Raw genomic sequence first — 16,812 nt, forward strand, 5'->3', positions numbered from 1 at the left:
ACATCGATCAGGCGGTGCGCATGATGAAGCGGACTTCGACATCGATCAGGCGGTGCGCATGAATACGCAGGCAACGGGGCCGGGCGAGCCCGGCAAGCGCGGGGCGCCGGCGCGCACCGTGCGCGCCACCGGCGCGGCCGCATGGTGGAGCGCGCTGATCGCGCCGCCCGACCGCTCGCCGCGGCGGCGCGCGATCGCGCTGGCCGAGACGCTGGTCTTCACGCTGGTGGTGATCGCGCTGTGCCGCGTGTTCGCGGCCGACGATCCGCTGCTGATCCACGCCGGCTTCGGCTGGATCTGGCTCGCGCCGGTGCTGATCGCGCTGCGCGCCGGCTCGGCCGCGGGCCTCGTGTCGGGCTTCATGGTGCTGGCCGCCTGGTATCTGCTGTATCCGGCCGTGCCGGTGCCGGCCGCCGCGGCTGGCTTCGCGGGCGAGACCACCCTGGTGCGGCCGTTCCCGACCGGATTCTTCTTCGGCGGCTTCCTGCTCACGCTGCTGACCGGCCAGTTCGGCGACATCTGGATCGCGCGGCTGCGCCAGAACCGCATCGCCAACGATTACCTGTCCGAGCGCCTGTCGATCCTGACGCGCAACCAGTTCATGCTGCGGCTCTCGCACGAGCGGCTCGAGCAGGACCTGCTGAGCCGCCCGGCCACGCTGCGCGATTCGCTCGCGCGGCTGCGCGCGGTGGTGTTCGACGCCACGCCGTCGGCGGCCGAGCAGGGCGAGGTCGCGCTGCGCGGCGCGCAGGCGTTCCTCGACGCGGCCGCGCAGGCGGTACAGCTCGAAGTGGCGAGCGTGCACGCCTGGCGGCACGGCGCACCGGCCGCCGAGGCGGCCGCCGCGATCGGCGGCGCCGCGCCGCTCGACGCCGGCGATCCGCTGGTGCGCGAGGCGCTCGACACGCGCAAGCTGGTCCACGTCGAGGCGCGCGGCGACGCGGCCGCCTCGATCGGCAGCCGCTATCTGGCCTGCGTGCCGCTGCTGGACGTGAAGGGCGCGCCGGTGGGGGTGATGGCGATCGAGCGCATGCCGTTCCTCGCGCTCACGCGCGACAACCTGCAGTTCCTGCTGGTGCTCTGCAACTTCTACGCGGACGGCGTGCGCCATGCCGAGGTCACGCGCGAGATGCTGGCGGCGTTCCCCGACTGTCCGCACCGCTTCGCGCTCGACTACGCGCGGCTCGTCCACCTGCGTCGCGACTCCGGCGTGCTGTCGGCCGTCGTCACGCTGGTGTTCGACAGCGACGAACGCGGCGCCGCGCTCTGCGAGCACGTGGTGCGCACGCGCCGCGCGCTCGACTCGCAATGGGAGATCGTCGGCGCGCGCCGCCGTGCCGTGCTGACGCTGATGCCGCTGTCCGGCACGAGCGGCGTGGACGGCTACCTGATGCGCATCGAGGACAGCCTGCGCGCGCAGTTCGGCATCGATTTCGAGGGCGCGCACGTGGCCGTCTATTCGATGCACGTGCCGGCCGAGGAGCCGATGCGTCCGCTCGTCAAGCTGATGGAGCACTGCGGTGTCGCCGGCTGATCCGCACCGCGCCGAGGCAGCCGGCGAGCGGGGCGGCGCCGCCGCGCCCGCGCGCGGCCGCGGCGCGGCGGGCGCCATGCTGGCCGCGCTGCTGGTTGCGCTCGGTCTCGTGCTGCAGGGGTATGTGTGGCTGCTGAGCGCGCGCAGCCTGCCGGACCCCTCGGTGCAGTGGCTCTCGGGCCTGCCGGTGGCGGCCGAGGCCTCGGCCGCGGCGGCCGCCGTCAACACGCGGCTGGTGGCGGTCTGCCTGGCGCTGCTGGCGCTGGCCGCGCTGCTGGCCACGGCCGGCAGCGCGCGGCTGCTGCCGCGCGCGCTGCGGCCCGCCACCGCGCGCGGCCTGGTGCTGCTCGGCTTCCTGAATTTCGCGGTGCCGTTCGGCGGCGTGATCTGCACGCTCGGCGCGTTCGCGCTCTCGCGCGTGCTGCCGGCCAACCGCGCGCGCCTCGCGGTGAGCACGGTGGAGGAGCCCGAGTTCGCCGAATACCTGATCGGCGCGGTCTCGTATGGCCGCGGCGCGCGCCTGAAGGCCGAGCTGCGCAACGCCGAGGCCAGCGTCGATTTCCGCATGACGGCGCTGCTCGCCATGCAGTCGCTGCCGGTGCGCACCGTCTCGCCGATCCTGCAGGAGATGCTGGCCGATCCGCTCGACGACATCCGCCTGCTCGCCTACGGCAGCCTGGAAAGCAAGGAGAAGGCGCTGACCCAGCGCATCACCGCCGAGCGCGCGGCGCTGGAGGCGCTGCAGGCGCCCGGCGCCGGCGCGCGGCCGGCGGAAGAGCGCGCCCGCGCCAACAAGGTGCTCGCCGAGCTGTATGGCGAGCTGATCTACCAGCAGCTGGTGACGGGTGACGTCTACGACAACGCGATCGCCCAGGCCGACCGCTTCGCCGAGGCCGCGCTCGCGCTGATGCCCGACGATGCCGCGCTGTGGCGCCTGCGCGGCCGGCTCGCGCTGCTGCGGCGCGATCTGGACGCGGCCGATGCGCTGCTGCAGCGCGCGATCGACAGCGGCTTCCCGCGCGACCGGCTGCTGCCGTACCTGGCCGAGTCCGCCTACTGGCGGCGCGATTTCGCGCGCGTCGCCAGCCTGCTCGGCGCGATGGAGGCGAGCGGCGTGCCGCCCGCGCTGCGCGCCGCGCTCGAATTCTGGCAGCCGGCCGCGGCCGCGCCGGCGCCGCATGCCGATGAGTGAGCCGATGTCCACACCCCCCTCCTGCGCGCTGCCGCGCGCCGCCTCCGCCGACGTGCTGCTGCTGCTCGAGGGCACGTTTCCATACGTGAGCGGCGGCGTGTCGAGCTGGGTCAACCAGATGATCCGCGCGTTTCCCGAGCAGAGCTTCGCGCTGTGCTTCCTCGGCAGCCGGCCGCAGGACTACACGAAGCAGCACTATGCGCTGCCCGACAACGTGGTGCATCTGGAGACCCACTATCTCTACGATTTCGCGCCGCCGCCGCTGGTCAAGAAGATGGGCGGCGACGCCGACGCCTTCGCGCGCTCGGCGCAGCTGCACGAGACGATGCGCAACCCGGCGCTGCGCACGGTGGGCGCGCAGCTGCTCAAGCAGATGCTGGCCGACCTGAAGCCGGGCGGCGCGCTCGCCGAGGACGCCTTCCTCTACTCGAAGCAAGCCTGGGATTACCTGACCGAGCAATACCGGGCGCGCTGCACCGATCCCTCGTTCGTCGACTACTTCTGGACCGTGCGCATCATGCACAAGCCGCTCTGGCAGCTCGCGCGCGTGGCCGAGGGGCTGCCGGCGGGCCGCGTGCTGCACACCGTCTCCACCGGTTACGCGGGCTTCCTGGGGGCGCTCGCGCATTACCGCACCGGGCGCCCGCTGCTGGTGTCCGAGCACGGCATCTACACGAAGGAACGCAAGATCGACCTGTTCCAGAGCGAGTGGATTCGCGACAATCGCAGCATCTTCGAGCGCGACGTCTCGCAGGTCGGCTACTTCCGCGACCTGTGGGTGCGCTTCTTCCAGGCGCTCGGGCGTGCCTGCTACGACGCGGCCGACGACATCATCGCGCTCTACGAGGGCAACCGGCAGCGCCAGATTCTCGACGGCGCGCCGGCGCCGCGCACCGGCACGATTCCGAACGGCGTGAATCTGGCGCGCCTCGCGCCGCTGCGCGAGCGGCGCGCGGCCGAGGTGCCCAAGACGCTGTGCCTGATCGGCCGCGTGGTGCCGATCAAGGACATCAAGACCTTCATCCGCGCGATGCTGACCGTGCTGCGCCGGATGCCCGAGGCCGAGGCCTGGATCGCCGGCCCCGAGGACGAGGATCTGGCCTACGCGCAGGAGTGCCGCGCGCTGGTGGACAGCCTCGGCCTGAAGGACAAGGTGAAGTTCCTCGGCTTCCAGAAGATCGACGAGCTGCTGCCCAAGTGCGGGCTGCTGGTGCTCAGCTCGATCTCCGAGGCGCTGCCGCTGGTGGTGCTGGAAGGGTTCGCGGCCGGCGTGCCGTCGGTGACCACCGACGTCGGCTCGTGCCGCCAGCTGATCGAGGGGCTGCCCGGCGAGGACGCCGCGCTCGGCGCGGCCGGGCGCGTGGTGCAGATCGCCGATCCGCGCGCGCTCGCCGAGGCCGCCATCGACCTGTTCGACGACGCCAACTGGCATGCGGCGCAGGCCGCCGGCGTGGCGCGCGTCGAGCGCTACTACACGCAGGACCAGATGGTCGATTCGTACCGCACGCTGTACCGGCGCCTGATGGACGCGCCGACGCGGCCGGCCGGGGACGGCGCGGCCCTTGCCACGTCGGGTTGAGGGGAGCGGGCAATCATGGCCGGAATCGGTTTCGAACTGCGCAAGATGCTCCGTCGCAACACGCTGACGGGGCTGATGCAGGCCTATACCTACGCGGGGCTGATCGGCGCCGGGCCGTGGGTGCTGTCGATCGTCGGGATTTTGCTGATCGGCGTGCTGAGCGTGCCGTTCGCGCAGCCCAACGGCGCCGTCACCCAGTTCCAGGTGTCGGTCACCTACCTGATCGCGGTGTCGCTGGTGCTGACCGGGCCGCTGCAGCTCTGGTACACGCGTTTCACCTCGGACCGCCTGTTCGAGAAGCGCCGCGACCTGGTGCTGCCGAACTTCCATGCCGTGATGGCGGTGGTGACGGTGGTGTCGGCCGTGGCGGGTGCGCTGCTGGTGCTGTTCGCGTTCGGCGGACAGACCGCCGCCTACCGGCTGCTGATGCTGGCCGGCTTCGTGGTGATGGGCAACATCTGGATCGCCACCATCTTCCTGTCGGGCATGAAGCGCTACGTGGCGATCATCGTGGTGTTCTTCGTCGGCTACGCGGTTACCACGGCGGCCGCGCTGGCGCTCGCCGGCTTCGGCCTGGCGGGCCTGCTGGCCGGCTTCGTGGCGGGCCAGACGCTGCTGCTGTGCGGCCTGCTCGGGCTGATCTACCGCGACTTCGAGAGCGACCGCTTCATCTCGTTCGAGATCTTCGAGAAGCGCTACCGCTATCCGTCGCTGATGCTGATCGGCTTCCTCTACAACCTCGGCATCTGGATCGACAAGTTCATGTTCTGGTACACCACCGGCACCGGGCAGCCGGTGATCGGGCCGCTGCGCGCGTCGATCATCTACGACATCCCGGTGTTCCTCGCCTATCTCGCCATCATCCCGGGCATGGCGGTGTTCCTGCTGCGCATCGAGACCGATTTCGTCGAATACTACGACGCGTTCTACGACGCGGTGCGCGGCGGCGCCTCGCTGCAGCACATCGAGCGCATGCAGGGCGCGATGGTGGAGGCGCTGCGCGACGGCGTGTGGGAGATCCTCAAGATCCAGGCGATGGCCGCGCTGCTGCTGTTCGCGGCCGCGCCCACGCTGCTGCAATGGCTGCACATTCCCACCCTGTACCTGCCGCTGCTCTACATCGACGTGATCGCCGCGAGCATGCAGGTGGTGTTCATGGGCGTGATCAACGTGTTCTTCTATCTCGACAAGCGGCGCATCGTGCTGTGGCTGGTGGGCGGCTTCGTGCTGCTGAACGTGGCGCTGACGGCGCTGACGCTGGCCTCGAGCCCGGCCGCCTACGGCTACGGCTTCGCCGGCGCGCTGTTCGTGGTGATGCTGGCGAGCCTCTACTGGCTCGACCGCAAGCTCGAGACGCTCGAATACGAGACCTTCATGCTGCAGTGAGCGCGGCGGCGCGCGCGGCCCGACGCGATGCGCGCCGCCGCCTGCCTGCCGGCAAGGCAAGCCGGGCGGCACGCGCCGGCGCCTGCTACAGCACGTTCAGCATCGCCAGCGCCGTTTCCTGCAGCGGCGGCAGCACGCGCGCCAGCGCGGCGGCCGGCGCTTCGCCGCCGATCGGCATGTTGGTGCTGAGCGCGGCCACCACCTCGCCCTGGCGGTTCTTCAGCGGCACCGCGATGCCGCGCACGCCCACCTGCAGCTGCTGCTCGATCAGCGCGTAGCCGTTCTCGCGCGCCTGCGCGATGGTCTGCTGCAGCCGCGTCTTGTTGGTCAGCGTGTGCGGCGTGTAGGGCGGCAGCTCGGTGGTGTCGAGCCAGGCGGCCACTTCGGCGGCGGCGTGGCGGTGCGCCAGCAGCACCACGCCGGCCGAGGCGAGCGGCGCCGGCACGCGCGCGCCGAGCACGAAGCCGGTGGTCATCACGCGCGACACGCCGTTGCGTGCGATCACCACCAGCTCCCAGTCGTCGAGCACGCTGACGTAGGCCGATGCGTTCAGCGTGGCGCTGAGCTGCTGCAGGTAGGGCTGCACCATGCGCGGCAGCCGCGCCGAGTCGAAGTAGGACCAGCCCACCCGCAGCACGCGCGGCGTGAGGCCGTAGAGCTTGCCGTCGGTGTGCACGTAGCCGAGCGACTCGAGCGTGAGCAGGTAGCGGCGCGCGGCGGTGCGCGTGAGGCCGGTGCGCGCGGCCGCCTGGGTCGGCGTCATGCGCGCGTGTTCGCTGTCGAACGCCTCGAGGATCATCAGGCCTTTTTCCAGGCCGGCGATCCAGTCGCGCTTGTCGAGAGGGGCTTTTTTCATCGGAACCAGCGGCCGGCCGCCGTCGTTCGCTGCCGGCCGCGCTCAGGCCGCGCGCATGCGCGCGGCGACCAGCACCGAGATCAGGCAGCCGAGCGCGAGATAGGCGGCCACCAGGTGCCACGAGCCGCCGCCGACGCTGACCAGCGCCACCGCGATGAACGGCGTGAAGCCGCCGCCGACCACGCTCGCGAACTGGTAGCCGACGCCCGCGCCGCTGTAGCGATACTCGGCGCCGAACAGCTCGGTGAAGAGCGGCTGCTGCACGCTCACCACCATGTCGTGCGCGACGTTGGCCAGCATCACCGCGAAGATCACGATCCAGACCGTGGAGCGCGCTTCCAGCGCGACGAAGAACGGCACCGCCGAGGCGAGCCCGATCAGCGCGCCGGTGATGTAGACGCGGCGCAGGCCGAAGCGGTCGGCGAGCCAGGCGAAGCAGGGGATCGTCACGCAGCTGATCGCGCCCACCAGCAGGCCGATGTTCAGGAACAGCTCGCGCGGCATGCCGAGATTGGCGGTGGAGTAGCTGAGCGCGAACGCGGTGACGATGTACATCGAGAACAGCTCGGCGAGCCGCAGCGCGACGATGTAGAGGAACGCGCGCGGATGGCGCGAGAGCGCCTCGAGCACCGGCATCCGCAGCTTGCGGCGGGCGTGCTCGACCTTTTCCACGAACTCCTGCGATTCGTCCATGCTCGAACGCACCCACAGGCCGATCAGCACCAGCACCGCGCTGGCGAGGAACGGGATGCGCCAGGCCCAGGCGCGAAACGCGTCGTCGCCGAGCGTGCTGCTCAGCAGCGAGACGATGCCGGTGGCCAGCACGAGGCCCACGCCGTAGCCCACCTGCACGCCGCTGCTGTAGAACGCCTTGCGCTTGGCCGGGGCGCTTTCCACCGCCATCAGCGCCGCGCCGCCCCATTCGCCGCCCACCGCGAAGCCCTGCAGCGCGCGCAGCAGCACCAGCAGCACCGGCGCCCACCAGCCGATGCTGGCGAAGCTCGGCAGCAGGCCGATCGCCACCGTCGACACGCCCATCATCATCACCGTCAGCACCAGCATGCGCTTGCGGCCGAGCCGGTCGCCGTAGTGGCCGAACACCACGCCGCCGAGCGGGCGGAACAGGAAGCCGACGCCGAACGTGGCGAACGCGGCGAGCGTGCCCATGGTGGGGCTGACCTTCGGGAAGAACGCGGCGTTGAATACCAGCGCGGCGACGATCCCGTACAGCAGGAAGTCGTACCAGTCGACCACGGCGCCGACGAAACTGCCGAGCGCCGCCTTGCGGGCCTGGCTGCGCGCGCGTTGCGCGCCGGCCTGATCGAGTGAATCGTAAGCGGGGGTCATGGGTGTCTCCTGGTATCCCGGGCCGGCACGAGGCGCCGCCGGCCGATGCGTGCCGCCGCGCCTGGCTGTCGTCGCGACGGAAATTGCACGCAGCATAGGGGCGCCGCCGCATTGTCACAATGCGCGGTTGCACGCCGGAGCGCGATTATCGTTCAATTCCGTGCGATCATCGATCGTTTTCGGGGTTAGCACTAGGCGCGCGGCCCGGCGAGCGGCCCGATTCAATGCCGGATGCAATGCCCGATGGATGCCCGACTGCCGGGCCGGCCGGAATCGATCCGGGCCGGCCGCGGCGCCGGGCGTGCGCCCCGCGTGCCGCGGGGCTTGGGCCATCGTGAACGATCTGGTTAAAATCGCGGCTGAGGCGGCACCGGCGGCGCCCGGCCGGCCGCTTCGCCACGAAACTTCGTCTGCTTCTGGAGACTACGGATGTCCAGCCACTTTTCCGCGTCGTCGGCGACGACGTACCCGATCTCGCCGGACGCGAACCCGCTCGGCATCGCGGGGCTCGAATTCGTCGAATTCGCGGCACCCGCGCCCGACGAACTGGCGCGCCGCTTCGTCCAGCTCGGCTTCAAGGCGATCGCGCGGCACGTCAGCAAGGCAGTCACGCTGTACCGGCAAGGCCAGATGCATTTCCTGCTCAACGCCGAGCCCGATTCGTTCGCCTCGCGCTACGCGGAGGAATACGGCATGGGCGTGTGCGCGATCGGGATTCGCGTGGACAGCGCGCCGCGCGCGTTCGACCTCGCGCTCGAACTGGGCGCCTGGGCGTTCGAGGGCGAGCGGATCGGCCAGGGCGAGCTGGCGATCCCGGCGATCCAGGGCATCGGCGATTCGCACCTCTATTTCGTCGACCGCTGGCGCGGGCGCGGCGGGCTGTCGGGCGGCACCGGCGACATCTCGATCTTCGACATCGATTTCCGGCCGATCGACCCGGCCACCGCCCAGGCCGACCTGCAGCACGTCGGCACCGGGCTGCGGCGCGTCGATCACATGACGCAGACGGTGGGCGCCGGGCGCATGCCGGAATGGCTCGAGTTCTATCGCGACCTGCTGCACTTCCGCGAGATCCACGAGCTGAACGCGAACTGGCACCTGTCGGACGAATCGCGCGTGATGGTGTCGCCGTGCGGCGAGATCCGCATTCCGCTCTACGAGGAAGGCACCTCGCGCACGCAGCTGATGCACGACTACCTGCCCGATCATCCGGGCGAGGGCGTGCAGCACGTCGCGCTCGCCACCGACGACATCGTCGCCTGCGTGGACGCGCTCGCCGCGAACGGCGTCGAATTCGTCGAACCGCCGGCCGCCTATTACGATTCGATCGACGCGCGGCTGCCGGAGCACCGGCTCGACGTCGAGGCGCTGCGCCGGCGCGGCATCCTGGTGGACGGCGAGATTGTCGACGGCGTGCCGAAGCTGTTCTTCCAGACCTTCGTCAAGCGCCGGCCCGGCGAAATCTTCTTCGAGATCGTCCAGCGCAGCGGCCATCACGGCTTCGGCGAGGGCAACCTGGGCGTGCTGGCACGGGCGCGCGAGCAGGCGCCGCGCTGAGCGCCGGCCTTGCTGCGGGGCCGCCGGCGACGGCGCGAAACGCGGCGCTCTCCGACGAACTGCTGCGCGAGACGCTCGCCTTGATCGACGAGCACCTGCCGCGCCGCGCGGCGGCCGTGTGGTGAGCGCCGGCCGCGGCCCGGCCGGCCGGTGCGGCTCCCGGATGCCGGCCTGGCCTTCTTTCCTCATCGTTTGAGCGACGCCGCAACCATGTCCGATACCGTTTCCCTGCCGCGCTACAGCGGCTTCGAGGGCGTCACGCACCTGGCGTCCGGCGATCTCGCGACGGTTGCGCTCGCGATTCGCCAGGCGGCGCGGGCGGCCGACGCGCGCACGGTGCTGCTGTTCGACAATGCGACGGGCCGTGCCATCGACGTCGACCTGCGCGGCAGCGACGACGAGATCCTTGCCCGCCTGGCCGCCGCGGCCGGCACCGGGGCCGCCGCCCCCGACCCCGACGCCGGCGGCGAGGCGGCCGCCGAGGGGCCGCCTGCCGGCGGGGCGCCGCGTGGCCGGGGCCGGCCCAGGCTCGGCGTGGTCGCGCGCGAGGTCACGCTGCTGCCGCGCCACTGGGACTGGCTGGCCAGCCAGCCGGGCGGCGCCTCGGTGGCGCTGCGCAAGCTGGTGGACGAGGCGCGCCGCGTGTCCGGCGAGCGCGACCGGCGGCGCGCCGCGCACGCGCGCGCCTGTCACTTCATGTCGGCGCTGGCGGGCGACCTGCCGGGCTTCGAGGAAGCCGCGCGCGCGCTGCTCGCCGACGACGCGGCCGGCCTCCGGCAGCGCATCGCCGGCTGGCCCGCCGACGTCCAGGCCCATCTGCTGCGGCTCGCGCAGCCCGGGCCGGCCGAAGCCTGAGCGGCCGAGCTTCGGGCGTCCGGGCGTGTGGAGCGCCACGCGCGGGCCGCGTCCCCCATCACGGCAGGCTGGCGATGCGCCGGTGGAGCGCCGCGTAGAAGCCGTCCGCGTCGACCTCGGTGATCCAGGTCGCATTCGGCTTGCGCCCGGTGCGCCCGGTCCAGTCGATCACCGTTTCGCCGAGCGTCAGCGCGCTGCCGGTCTCGACCTCGACGTTGACGGCGCGGCCCTTGAACAGCGACGGCTCGATCAGGTAGCCGGTCGCGCTCGGGTCGTACATCGGCGCCCAGTCGACGCCGGCCGTGGCCCGCTGGTACGCGACCTCGGCCGTCATGATGTCGGCGACGATCTTTCCGCAGCGGTTGCCGAGCGCGCGGAACGGCGCGATGCGCGCCGGCGTGATCGCGGCCTTCACGGCCACGTCGCGCGGTACCACGGTGATCGGCACGCCGCTTGCCAGCACCGCCCGCGTCGCCTCGGGATCGACGTAGACGTTGAACTCGGCCACCGGCGTGATGTTGCCGCGCTCGAAGAAGGCGCCGCCCATCATCACGATCTCGCGCAGCGCCTCGCCGATCTCCGGCGCCTCGGCCAGCGCGGCGGCGAGGTTGGTCTGCGGGCCGAGCGTGCAGAGCGTGATGCTCCGCTTGGGCGCCGCGCGCAGCGTCTCGATCAGGTATTGCACGGCGTGCTGCGGGGCGAGCGGGGCGAGCGGCTCGGGCAGCTCGACGCCCTCGATGCCGGTTTTGCCGTGCACGTTGGCCGCCGTCACGAGTTCGCGCGCGAGCGGGCGCGCACAGCCGGCGTAGACGGGCAGCGTCTGCGTGCGGCCGGCCCAGTCGCGGATGATGCGCGCGTTGCGCGAGGTCAGTTCGAGCGGCACGTTGCCGGCCACCGCCGTCAGCGCGCGCACGTCGAGCCGGTCGCGCGCGGCCAGTGCGAACAGGATCGCGATGGTGTCGTCCTGGCCCGGATCGGTGTCGATGATCACATCGCGCCGCTCGCCGGCCGCGAAACTGGTGAGCGGGAACAGCGTGCCCGCCGCGAGTGCGGTGGTCGTCATGAGAAAGCTCCGCCTGGTTGTCTTGGACATGGTTGTTCGGAAGACGTGACGCATGCCGAGGGTGCCGCCGTCCGTCGCTCGCCGGCCGCCCGTTGCCCGCGCGTCGTCGAGGCGAGGGCGATCGGCTTCGGCGCTCAACCATCGGCCTGCAGGTTCACCTGGTGCCGCTTCGGCCGACGCTCGATCACGTCGCCGCCGCCGCGCGCCTCCAGGCACGATGCCGGCGGCGTCGTGGCGACGACGGCGGCGCCCCTATTCTGCAGAGGTGGGCGGGAATTATCCAGACTATTGTCGCGCCCGTCCTTGATGCGCCCCCTGGACCGCGCGTGGCCGATCCCGAAGCCCGCAGCGGGCTGGCCGGCACAGCCGCCGGATCGTCGCCTCGATGCGCGCGACGGCCGCGATCACGCCGGGCACGCGAATCGCGCCGCGCCGCGCCGACTGGGCACGAGCGATGAAACCGCACAGCGATGGTTCTACCCCACCGTTGGACGCTGACCGGCGCGGTCAAGCCCGCGCCCGACGACGGTTTCAACGCGCCGTGCATCAAGGGGCTGGAGGTCCGCGTGGTGTCGCGCAAAGCGCCGCGAGGCCCGGCAAGCCTCGAGCTTCGGCAACAAGCCGTAGCGCCGGCCGTATCGGTGCCGTCCCGCCGGCCCGGCTCACTGCGCCTCGATCGCCGCCTTCAGCTCGCGCGCGAGCGCGAGCGCCTTCTCCTGCGACTTCACGTTCGCGAAGCCGAGCAGCAGTCCCTTCTTCGGCGGCGCCTCGATATACCGGCCCGATAGCGGCTCCACCGCGAGGTTGCGGCTCTTGGCGCGCTGGGCGAGCAGGCGGTCGTCCTCGGCGTCGTCGAGGCTCGCGAGCAGGTTCAGGCCGCAGGGCAGGTCCTCGTACTGCATGCGGCCGCCGAACGTGGCGCGCATGCTTTCGATCACCATCTCGCGACGCTGCGAGTAGGCGGCCCGCATCTTCTTCAGGTGCCGCGCGAAATAGCCTTCGTTGATGAAGTCGGCGGTCACGCCCTGGATCAGCATCGGGCAGCCGTCGTGCAGGCGCGCGCAGGCCTCGTTGAAGCGCGCCACGAGCGGCTTGGGAACGACCAGGTAGGCGAGCCGCAGCGCCGGGCTCAGCGCCTTGCTGAAGGTGCCCACGTAGAGCACGTTGCCGGTTGTCACGAGGCTGGCGAGCGCGGGCAGCGAGCGGCCATCGTAGCGGAACTCGCTGTCGTAGTCGTCCTCGATGATGAACGCGTTGTTCTGCTGCGCCCAGGCGATCAGCTCGAGCCGCCGCGCGAGCGACAGCGGCACGCCGAGCGGGCTCTGGTGCGCGGGCGTGACGAGCGCGAAGCGCGCATGCGGAGCGAGCTCCCTGCCCTTGGCGACGCTGATCCCGTCCTTGTCCACCGGCACCGGCACGATCCGCGCGCCCATTTCCGCAAACAGGTAGCGGCTCGGGGGGAAGCACGGGTCCTCCAGCCAGAGCTCGTCGAGCGGGCGCAGCAGCGTGTGCGAGAGCAGGCCGATCACGCCGCGGTAGCCGGGCAGCACGAACACCTGCTCGGGCGAGCAGTCGAGCCCGCGCGAGATGTGCAGATAGGCCGAGATCGCCTCGCGCAGCGGCTGGTAGCCGGCCGGGTTCGGATAGGCGAACAGCCGGCTCTGCACGCGCGCCTGACGCGTGACGAGCGTGGCCCAGAGCTTGTGCGGGAACAGGTCGAGCGCCGGCAGTCCGAGTTGGAACGGCGGCGGACTCGATTCCATCGCGGCATCGTACGGGCGTGCCACGGGGCGTGCGGTGTCGGCGCGCTGCAGCGAATCGCGCACCTGCTGCGGCGCGAGCGACGGCGACACGATGGTGCCGGCCTGGCCGCGCGCCACCAGGTAGCCCTCGCCGATCAGCAGATCGTAGGCGAGTTCGACGGTGCCGCGCGAGATCTGCAGTTCGCTCGCCAAGTTGCGCACCGACGGCACGCGCGCGCCGGGCGCATAGGTGCCGTTCGCGATCGCGCGGCGAAAGCGTTCATAGATCTGCCGATACAAGGGGTCTTCGCTGCCGTATTGCAAATGCTCATGTCCCGCCAATTTAATGCTCCAGAACTCCTGACACGCGCGAGTCGAATGGGGACTGCCAAGGCTCGCCGCCACCACGCGATCCCTGAGTCCGATCGGACCCGCCGTGCGAGGTCAAACAGATAGGAAACAATCACCAGTCAGTATTTTAATCTCGGTGTCAGTGTCAAACCTATCACAAAATGCCGATCTCCCGATTTTCGGCATGCGCGTGCGGTGCATTGACGAAACGGAAATGGATATTTGCATTGCCTGAGATGAATGGGGCTCGCCCGCATGCACCGCGCTTGATCTGCTGCGCGTATGGCCCCGATATTTTCATGATCGCCGGTGCCGGCCAATTCCTGAATGCGGCAAATAAAACGAATTGCCTATTTGAGTAAGGCGCAGGCGTGTGTCCCGCGTCGGCGCCGCGGCGCACCATCGGGCCGAACCTTGCGCGAGCAGCGAGTCGCGGTCTCGGCCGGCATCGCGGCTCGCCTCGCCGGGACTGGTCGTCCGCCGGAAAGTCTCGACCCGCAAAGGTTTCCGGGAAAGACGCAGGCGGCTGCCGCGAGGCCGGCGCGGCCCATCTGACCGGCAGGCCTCGTCGCGGCGAGGCGCAAACCGCGGTCGACATCGTCGTTTCACACGGCCGTGATTGCGGTGTCCGCGTGCCGACACAACGTAGTTTTTATCAGAGGCTTAAGCACGACATGGTAAAAAATACGCGATACCCAATGCCGATCTTGTCATGCTCGATAAGTGCCATCTTGTCCGTGAAACGATCTCGATCGGTAATGTATATTGCCCCCGGTCGTGAAATGAAACGATGAAACGCAATCAGGCAGCATGATGTTACGGATCGTTTAATCTTTCAAACTGAAAGATATTGGCCGTGAGTGGGCTGATGAAAAACGGGAAAGCTATTCACGAAACCCGTATTGCGTAATTGGTTCTCGTCTTTAGCATCGCCGCGCTTGGCGCGGCGATGCTCGGACCGATTCGAACGGATTTGAACGGATTTGAACGGACAGGATATGAACGGTTTGCGCCTCGAATACTGGAATTTGTCGCCGCGGCTGCTGCAGGGTCTGCGCGACGTCAAGGACGGCCTCGAACACAGCACGCTGGGGCTGCCGCTGATCGAGCTCGTCTACCTGCGCATCGCGCAGATCAATGGCTGCTCGTTCTGCCTCAACAAGCACACCAAGAGCCTGCGCGAGCGCAACGAGACCGACCGCCGCCTGGCCGAGCTGGCCGGCTGGCGCGTCAGCTCGCAGTTCACGGCGCGGGAGAAGGCCGCGCTCGAATGGACGGAGTCGCTCACGCACGTGGCCGTGACGCATGCCGACGACGCGTCGTACCGGCCGCTCGAAGGCCATTTCAGCGCGGTGGAGATCTCGGACCTGACGTTCGCGATCGCGCTGATGAACGCCATGACGCGGCTCGCGGTGGGCATGCGTCGCGACTGAGGGCGCGGCGGGCAGGCCAACGGCCGCCGCCCGCCGGCCGATTATCCGCTGGCAATCGACAGGAGGGCATGGTGCGCATCGCGCGCCGTGCGGGCTTCGTTCGTCCGGACGAATGCCGATCGCAGTATCAGTTCGCTGATTCGTACATCTCAAGAACCACGAGGGAAAAAATGGAAGTTCAGGCGAAAAAGGAAGTATGGGCCAAGCTGTTCGACGACAAGGCGCTCGGCGCCGGCAATTTCCTCACCAAGGCGCACGAGGCCTATCCGAAGCGGGACGAGATATTCCTGTTTCTGGAAAAGCCCTACGTCTCGCCGTCCGGCCAAGCGCATTCGTCCTTTTCGCTCGACACGCTGTATGCGGTGGTGGCCGAGCTGGCCGCCTGGTACACGCATCACGACGTGCAGCAGGGCGCCCATGTCTGCCTCTACCTCGGCGACGGCATCGCCTCGTTCCTGCACTTCCTCGCGCTCAACAGCCTCGGCGCCGTGCCGGTGCTGGTGAACGGCAACCTGCGCGTCGACATCGCCGTCGCCTATGCGCAGATCAACCGCTTCACGGTGTTCGCCTACGACCGCGAGACGGCCGCGCGCTGGCGGCTGCCGGCGCCGCTGGACGGCTTGCGCGCGCTCGACGCCGGCTTCGTCGAGGGCAGCACCGCCCCGCAGGCGGCGCTGCCGGCCGGCGGCTGGCCGGTGGCGCGCCGCGGCGAGGACACCATCATGATCTGCCATAGCTCGGGCACCACGGGCATCCCGAAGGCGGTGCTGTTCGGCCACGACCAGTTCTTCGCCGGCAAGCGCGAGCGCCTGCAGGGCTTCGTCGAGCGCGACGACGACCGCCTCGCCACCGCGATGCCGACCACCCATGCCGCGGGCATCAGCTATTTGATGACGGGCACGCTGCTGCAACTGCCCACGCTCTCGCTGAACACTCAGCTGGGCGCCCCGGTGGCGGAAGCGATCGTCGCGTTTCGCGCGACCATCGTCACGGCGTTCTCGCAGACCTACGCCTCGCTCGCCGAGCAGAACCTGCCGGACAACTTCCTCGGCACCGTGCAGCGCTTCTACAACACCGGCGACACGGCGCACGAATCGCACATCCGCGAGCTGCTGCGGATTGCCCCGGACGCGCGCTTCACCGACATGTTCGGCGCCTCCGAACTCGGCATGTCGCAGTTCTACAAGGTTTCGCGCGCCAACGACGTGACCACCATTCGCACCGTCGGCTCGCCCGCGCCGTATGCGCATTGCGTGATCCTCTCGCCGGACGGCCGCGAACTCGACGACGGCGAGCCCGGCTACTTCGGCGTGCGCTCGCCCACCGTCACGCCCGGCTACCACGGCCAGCCGCACCTGACCGCGCTCACGCGCCTGAACGGCTACTGGCTCACGGGCGATGTGGGCCTGCGCAAGCCCAACGGCGAGTTCGTCCACCTCGACCGCATCGTCGACGTGGTCGACACCACGCTCGGCACGCCCGGCTACACGCTGCTGCTGGAGGAACACCTGCTGCGGCTCGACTCGGTGTTCGACGTGTCGGTGACGGGCGTCGCGCGCGGTCCGGTGCGCGAGGAGGCGGTGCTGGTGCTGGTGCGGCTCGCGGCCGGCGCGACGCTCGAGGCCGATCAGCTGCTGCACCACGCGCTGGCCTGCCATCCGTTCCAGGGCAAGCCGAGCCTGCCCGACTACACGCTCTGCGTGGGCGTGATCGCGCCGCAGTTCACGCTGCCGTTGGGCTCCACCGGCAAGGTGCTCAAGCGCGTCGTGCGCGACAGCTTCTGGTCGTGGCAGCGCGACTTCGACGGCGGCGACCGCAGCCGCTTCGTCGAGCTGCGCTGGAACCACCAGGCCGATCTGTCCGCGCTGCCGCGCGAAGCCGAGCGCAGCCTGCTCGAACACGTGTTCGCGGCTTGAG

Annotated in this window: 12 protein-coding genes; 8 read left to right on the forward strand and 4 right to left on the reverse strand. The window is 70.0% G+C overall.

What is annotated here, in order from left to right; all coding sequences use genetic code 11:
- Positions 1-58 precede the first annotated feature (58 nt).
- The 4 genes from KS03_RS08375 to pelG are packed head-to-tail and all read left to right on the forward strand — an operon-like array spanning position 59 to position 5,691.
- Positions 59-1,534: a PelD GGDEF domain-containing protein gene (locus KS03_RS08375; RefSeq protein ID WP_012733942.1), complete on the forward strand. Its 1,476-nt coding sequence runs from the start codon at positions 59-61 to the stop codon at positions 1,532-1,534.
- Positions 1,521-2,726, forward strand: a complete 1,206-nt coding sequence (locus KS03_RS08380) for a hypothetical protein (RefSeq protein ID WP_039201027.1) — start codon at positions 1,521-1,523, stop codon at positions 2,724-2,726. The genes KS03_RS08375 and KS03_RS08380 overlap by 14 nt, the downstream gene beginning before the upstream one ends.
- A 4-nt stretch (positions 2,727-2,730) precedes the next feature.
- Positions 2,731-4,305 carry a GT4 family glycosyltransferase PelF gene (gene pelF, locus KS03_RS08385; RefSeq protein ID WP_012733940.1) on the forward strand — a complete coding sequence of 525 codons (1,575 nt, stop codon included), beginning with the start codon at positions 2,731-2,733 and terminating at the stop codon, positions 4,303-4,305.
- Between the two features lie 15 nt (positions 4,306-4,320).
- Complete coding sequence (pelG, locus tag KS03_RS08390; protein ID WP_012733939.1) at positions 4,321-5,691, forward strand: exopolysaccharide Pel transporter PelG; 1,371 nt, start codon at positions 4,321-4,323, stop codon at positions 5,689-5,691.
- An 85-nt stretch (positions 5,692-5,776) separates the two neighbouring features.
- Here the strand turns inward: pelG and KS03_RS08395 are convergent, their stop codons facing one another.
- Positions 5,777-6,547, reverse strand: a complete 771-nt coding sequence (locus tag KS03_RS08395; RefSeq protein ID WP_012733938.1) for an IclR family transcriptional regulator domain-containing protein — start codon at positions 6,545-6,547, stop codon at positions 5,777-5,779.
- 42 nt (positions 6,548-6,589) lie between these two features.
- Positions 6,590-7,894 (reverse strand): shikimate transporter, encoded by a 1,305-nt coding sequence (gene shiA, locus KS03_RS08400; RefSeq protein ID WP_012733937.1) that lies wholly within the window; start codon positions 7,892-7,894, stop codon positions 6,590-6,592.
- A gap of 429 nt (positions 7,895-8,323) precedes the next feature.
- Here shiA and KS03_RS08405 point away from each other — a divergent pair, with 429 nt between their 5' ends.
- Together KS03_RS08405 and KS03_RS08410 are read left to right on the forward strand one after the other, a co-directional pair.
- The gene (locus KS03_RS08405; RefSeq protein WP_012733936.1) at positions 8,324-9,451 is read left to right on the forward strand and encodes a 4-hydroxyphenylpyruvate dioxygenase family protein; all 1,128 of its coding nucleotides are present in this window, start codon (positions 8,324-8,326) and stop codon (positions 9,449-9,451) included.
- Between the two features lie 210 nt (positions 9,452-9,661).
- Complete coding sequence (locus KS03_RS08410; protein WP_012733935.1) at positions 9,662-10,306, forward strand: DUF2239 family protein; 645 nt, start codon at positions 9,662-9,664, stop codon at positions 10,304-10,306.
- Between the two features lie 58 nt (positions 10,307-10,364).
- Here KS03_RS08410 and KS03_RS08415 read toward each other — a convergent pair whose 3' ends face one another.
- Positions 10,365-11,399 carry a nucleoside hydrolase gene (locus tag KS03_RS08415; protein WP_012733934.1) on the reverse strand — a complete coding sequence of 345 codons (1,035 nt, stop codon included), beginning with the start codon at positions 11,397-11,399 and terminating at the stop codon, positions 10,365-10,367.
- A 632-nt stretch (positions 11,400-12,031) separates the two neighbouring features.
- On the reverse strand, positions 12,032-13,453 hold the full coding sequence (gene pdxR / locus KS03_RS08420) for a MocR-like pyridoxine biosynthesis transcription factor PdxR (protein WP_012733933.1): 1,422 nt from the start codon (positions 13,451-13,453) through the stop codon (positions 12,032-12,034).
- Between the two features lie 1,007 nt (positions 13,454-14,460).
- On the opposite strand from pdxR, the gene KS03_RS08425 reads away from it, so the two are divergent.
- Both KS03_RS08425 and KS03_RS08430 read left to right on the forward strand, forming a co-directional pair.
- The gene (locus tag KS03_RS08425) at positions 14,461-14,895 is read left to right on the forward strand and encodes a carboxymuconolactone decarboxylase family protein (RefSeq protein ID WP_012733932.1); all 435 of its coding nucleotides are present in this window, start codon (positions 14,461-14,463) and stop codon (positions 14,893-14,895) included.
- A 170-nt stretch (positions 14,896-15,065) separates the two neighbouring features.
- Complete coding sequence (locus tag KS03_RS08430) at positions 15,066-16,811, forward strand: class I adenylate-forming enzyme family protein (protein ID WP_012733931.1); 1,746 nt, start codon at positions 15,066-15,068, stop codon at positions 16,809-16,811.
- Position 16,812 lies beyond the last annotated feature (1 nt).

The sequence above is a fragment of the Burkholderia glumae LMG 2196 = ATCC 33617 genome, assembly GCF_000960995.1.
Taxonomy (GTDB): Bacteria; Pseudomonadota; Gammaproteobacteria; order Burkholderiales; family Burkholderiaceae; genus Burkholderia; species Burkholderia glumae.

Bases quoted from the DNA above. Each gene is read 5' to 3' on its own strand.
- KS03_RS08430 (WP_012733931.1), top strand. From the start codon at position 15,066: ATGGAAGTTCAGGCGAAAAAGGAAGTATGGGCCAAGCTGTTCGACGAC.
- KS03_RS08425 (WP_012733932.1), top strand. From the start codon at position 14,461: ATGAACGGTTTGCGCCTCGAATACTGGAATTTGTCGCCGCGGCTGCTG.
- pelF (WP_012733940.1), top strand. From the start codon at position 2,731: ATGTCCACACCCCCCTCCTGCGCGCTGCCGCGCGCCGCCTCCGCCGAC.
- KS03_RS08410 (WP_012733935.1), top strand. From the start codon at position 9,662: ATGTCCGATACCGTTTCCCTGCCGCGCTACAGCGGCTTCGAGGGCGTC.
- pelG (WP_012733939.1), top strand. From the start codon at position 4,321: ATGGCCGGAATCGGTTTCGAACTGCGCAAGATGCTCCGTCGCAACACG.
- KS03_RS08415 (WP_012733934.1), bottom strand. From the start codon at position 11,399: ATGTCCAAGACAACCAGGCGGAGCTTTCTCATGACGACCACCGCACTC.
- KS03_RS08405 (WP_012733936.1), top strand. From the start codon at position 8,324: ATGTCCAGCCACTTTTCCGCGTCGTCGGCGACGACGTACCCGATCTCG.
- KS03_RS08375 (WP_012733942.1), top strand. From the start codon at position 59: ATGAATACGCAGGCAACGGGGCCGGGCGAGCCCGGCAAGCGCGGGGCG.
- shiA (WP_012733937.1), bottom strand. From the start codon at position 7,894: ATGACCCCCGCTTACGATTCACTCGATCAGGCCGGCGCGCAACGCGCG.
- KS03_RS08395 (WP_012733938.1), bottom strand. From the start codon at position 6,547: ATGAAAAAAGCCCCTCTCGACAAGCGCGACTGGATCGCCGGCCTGGAA.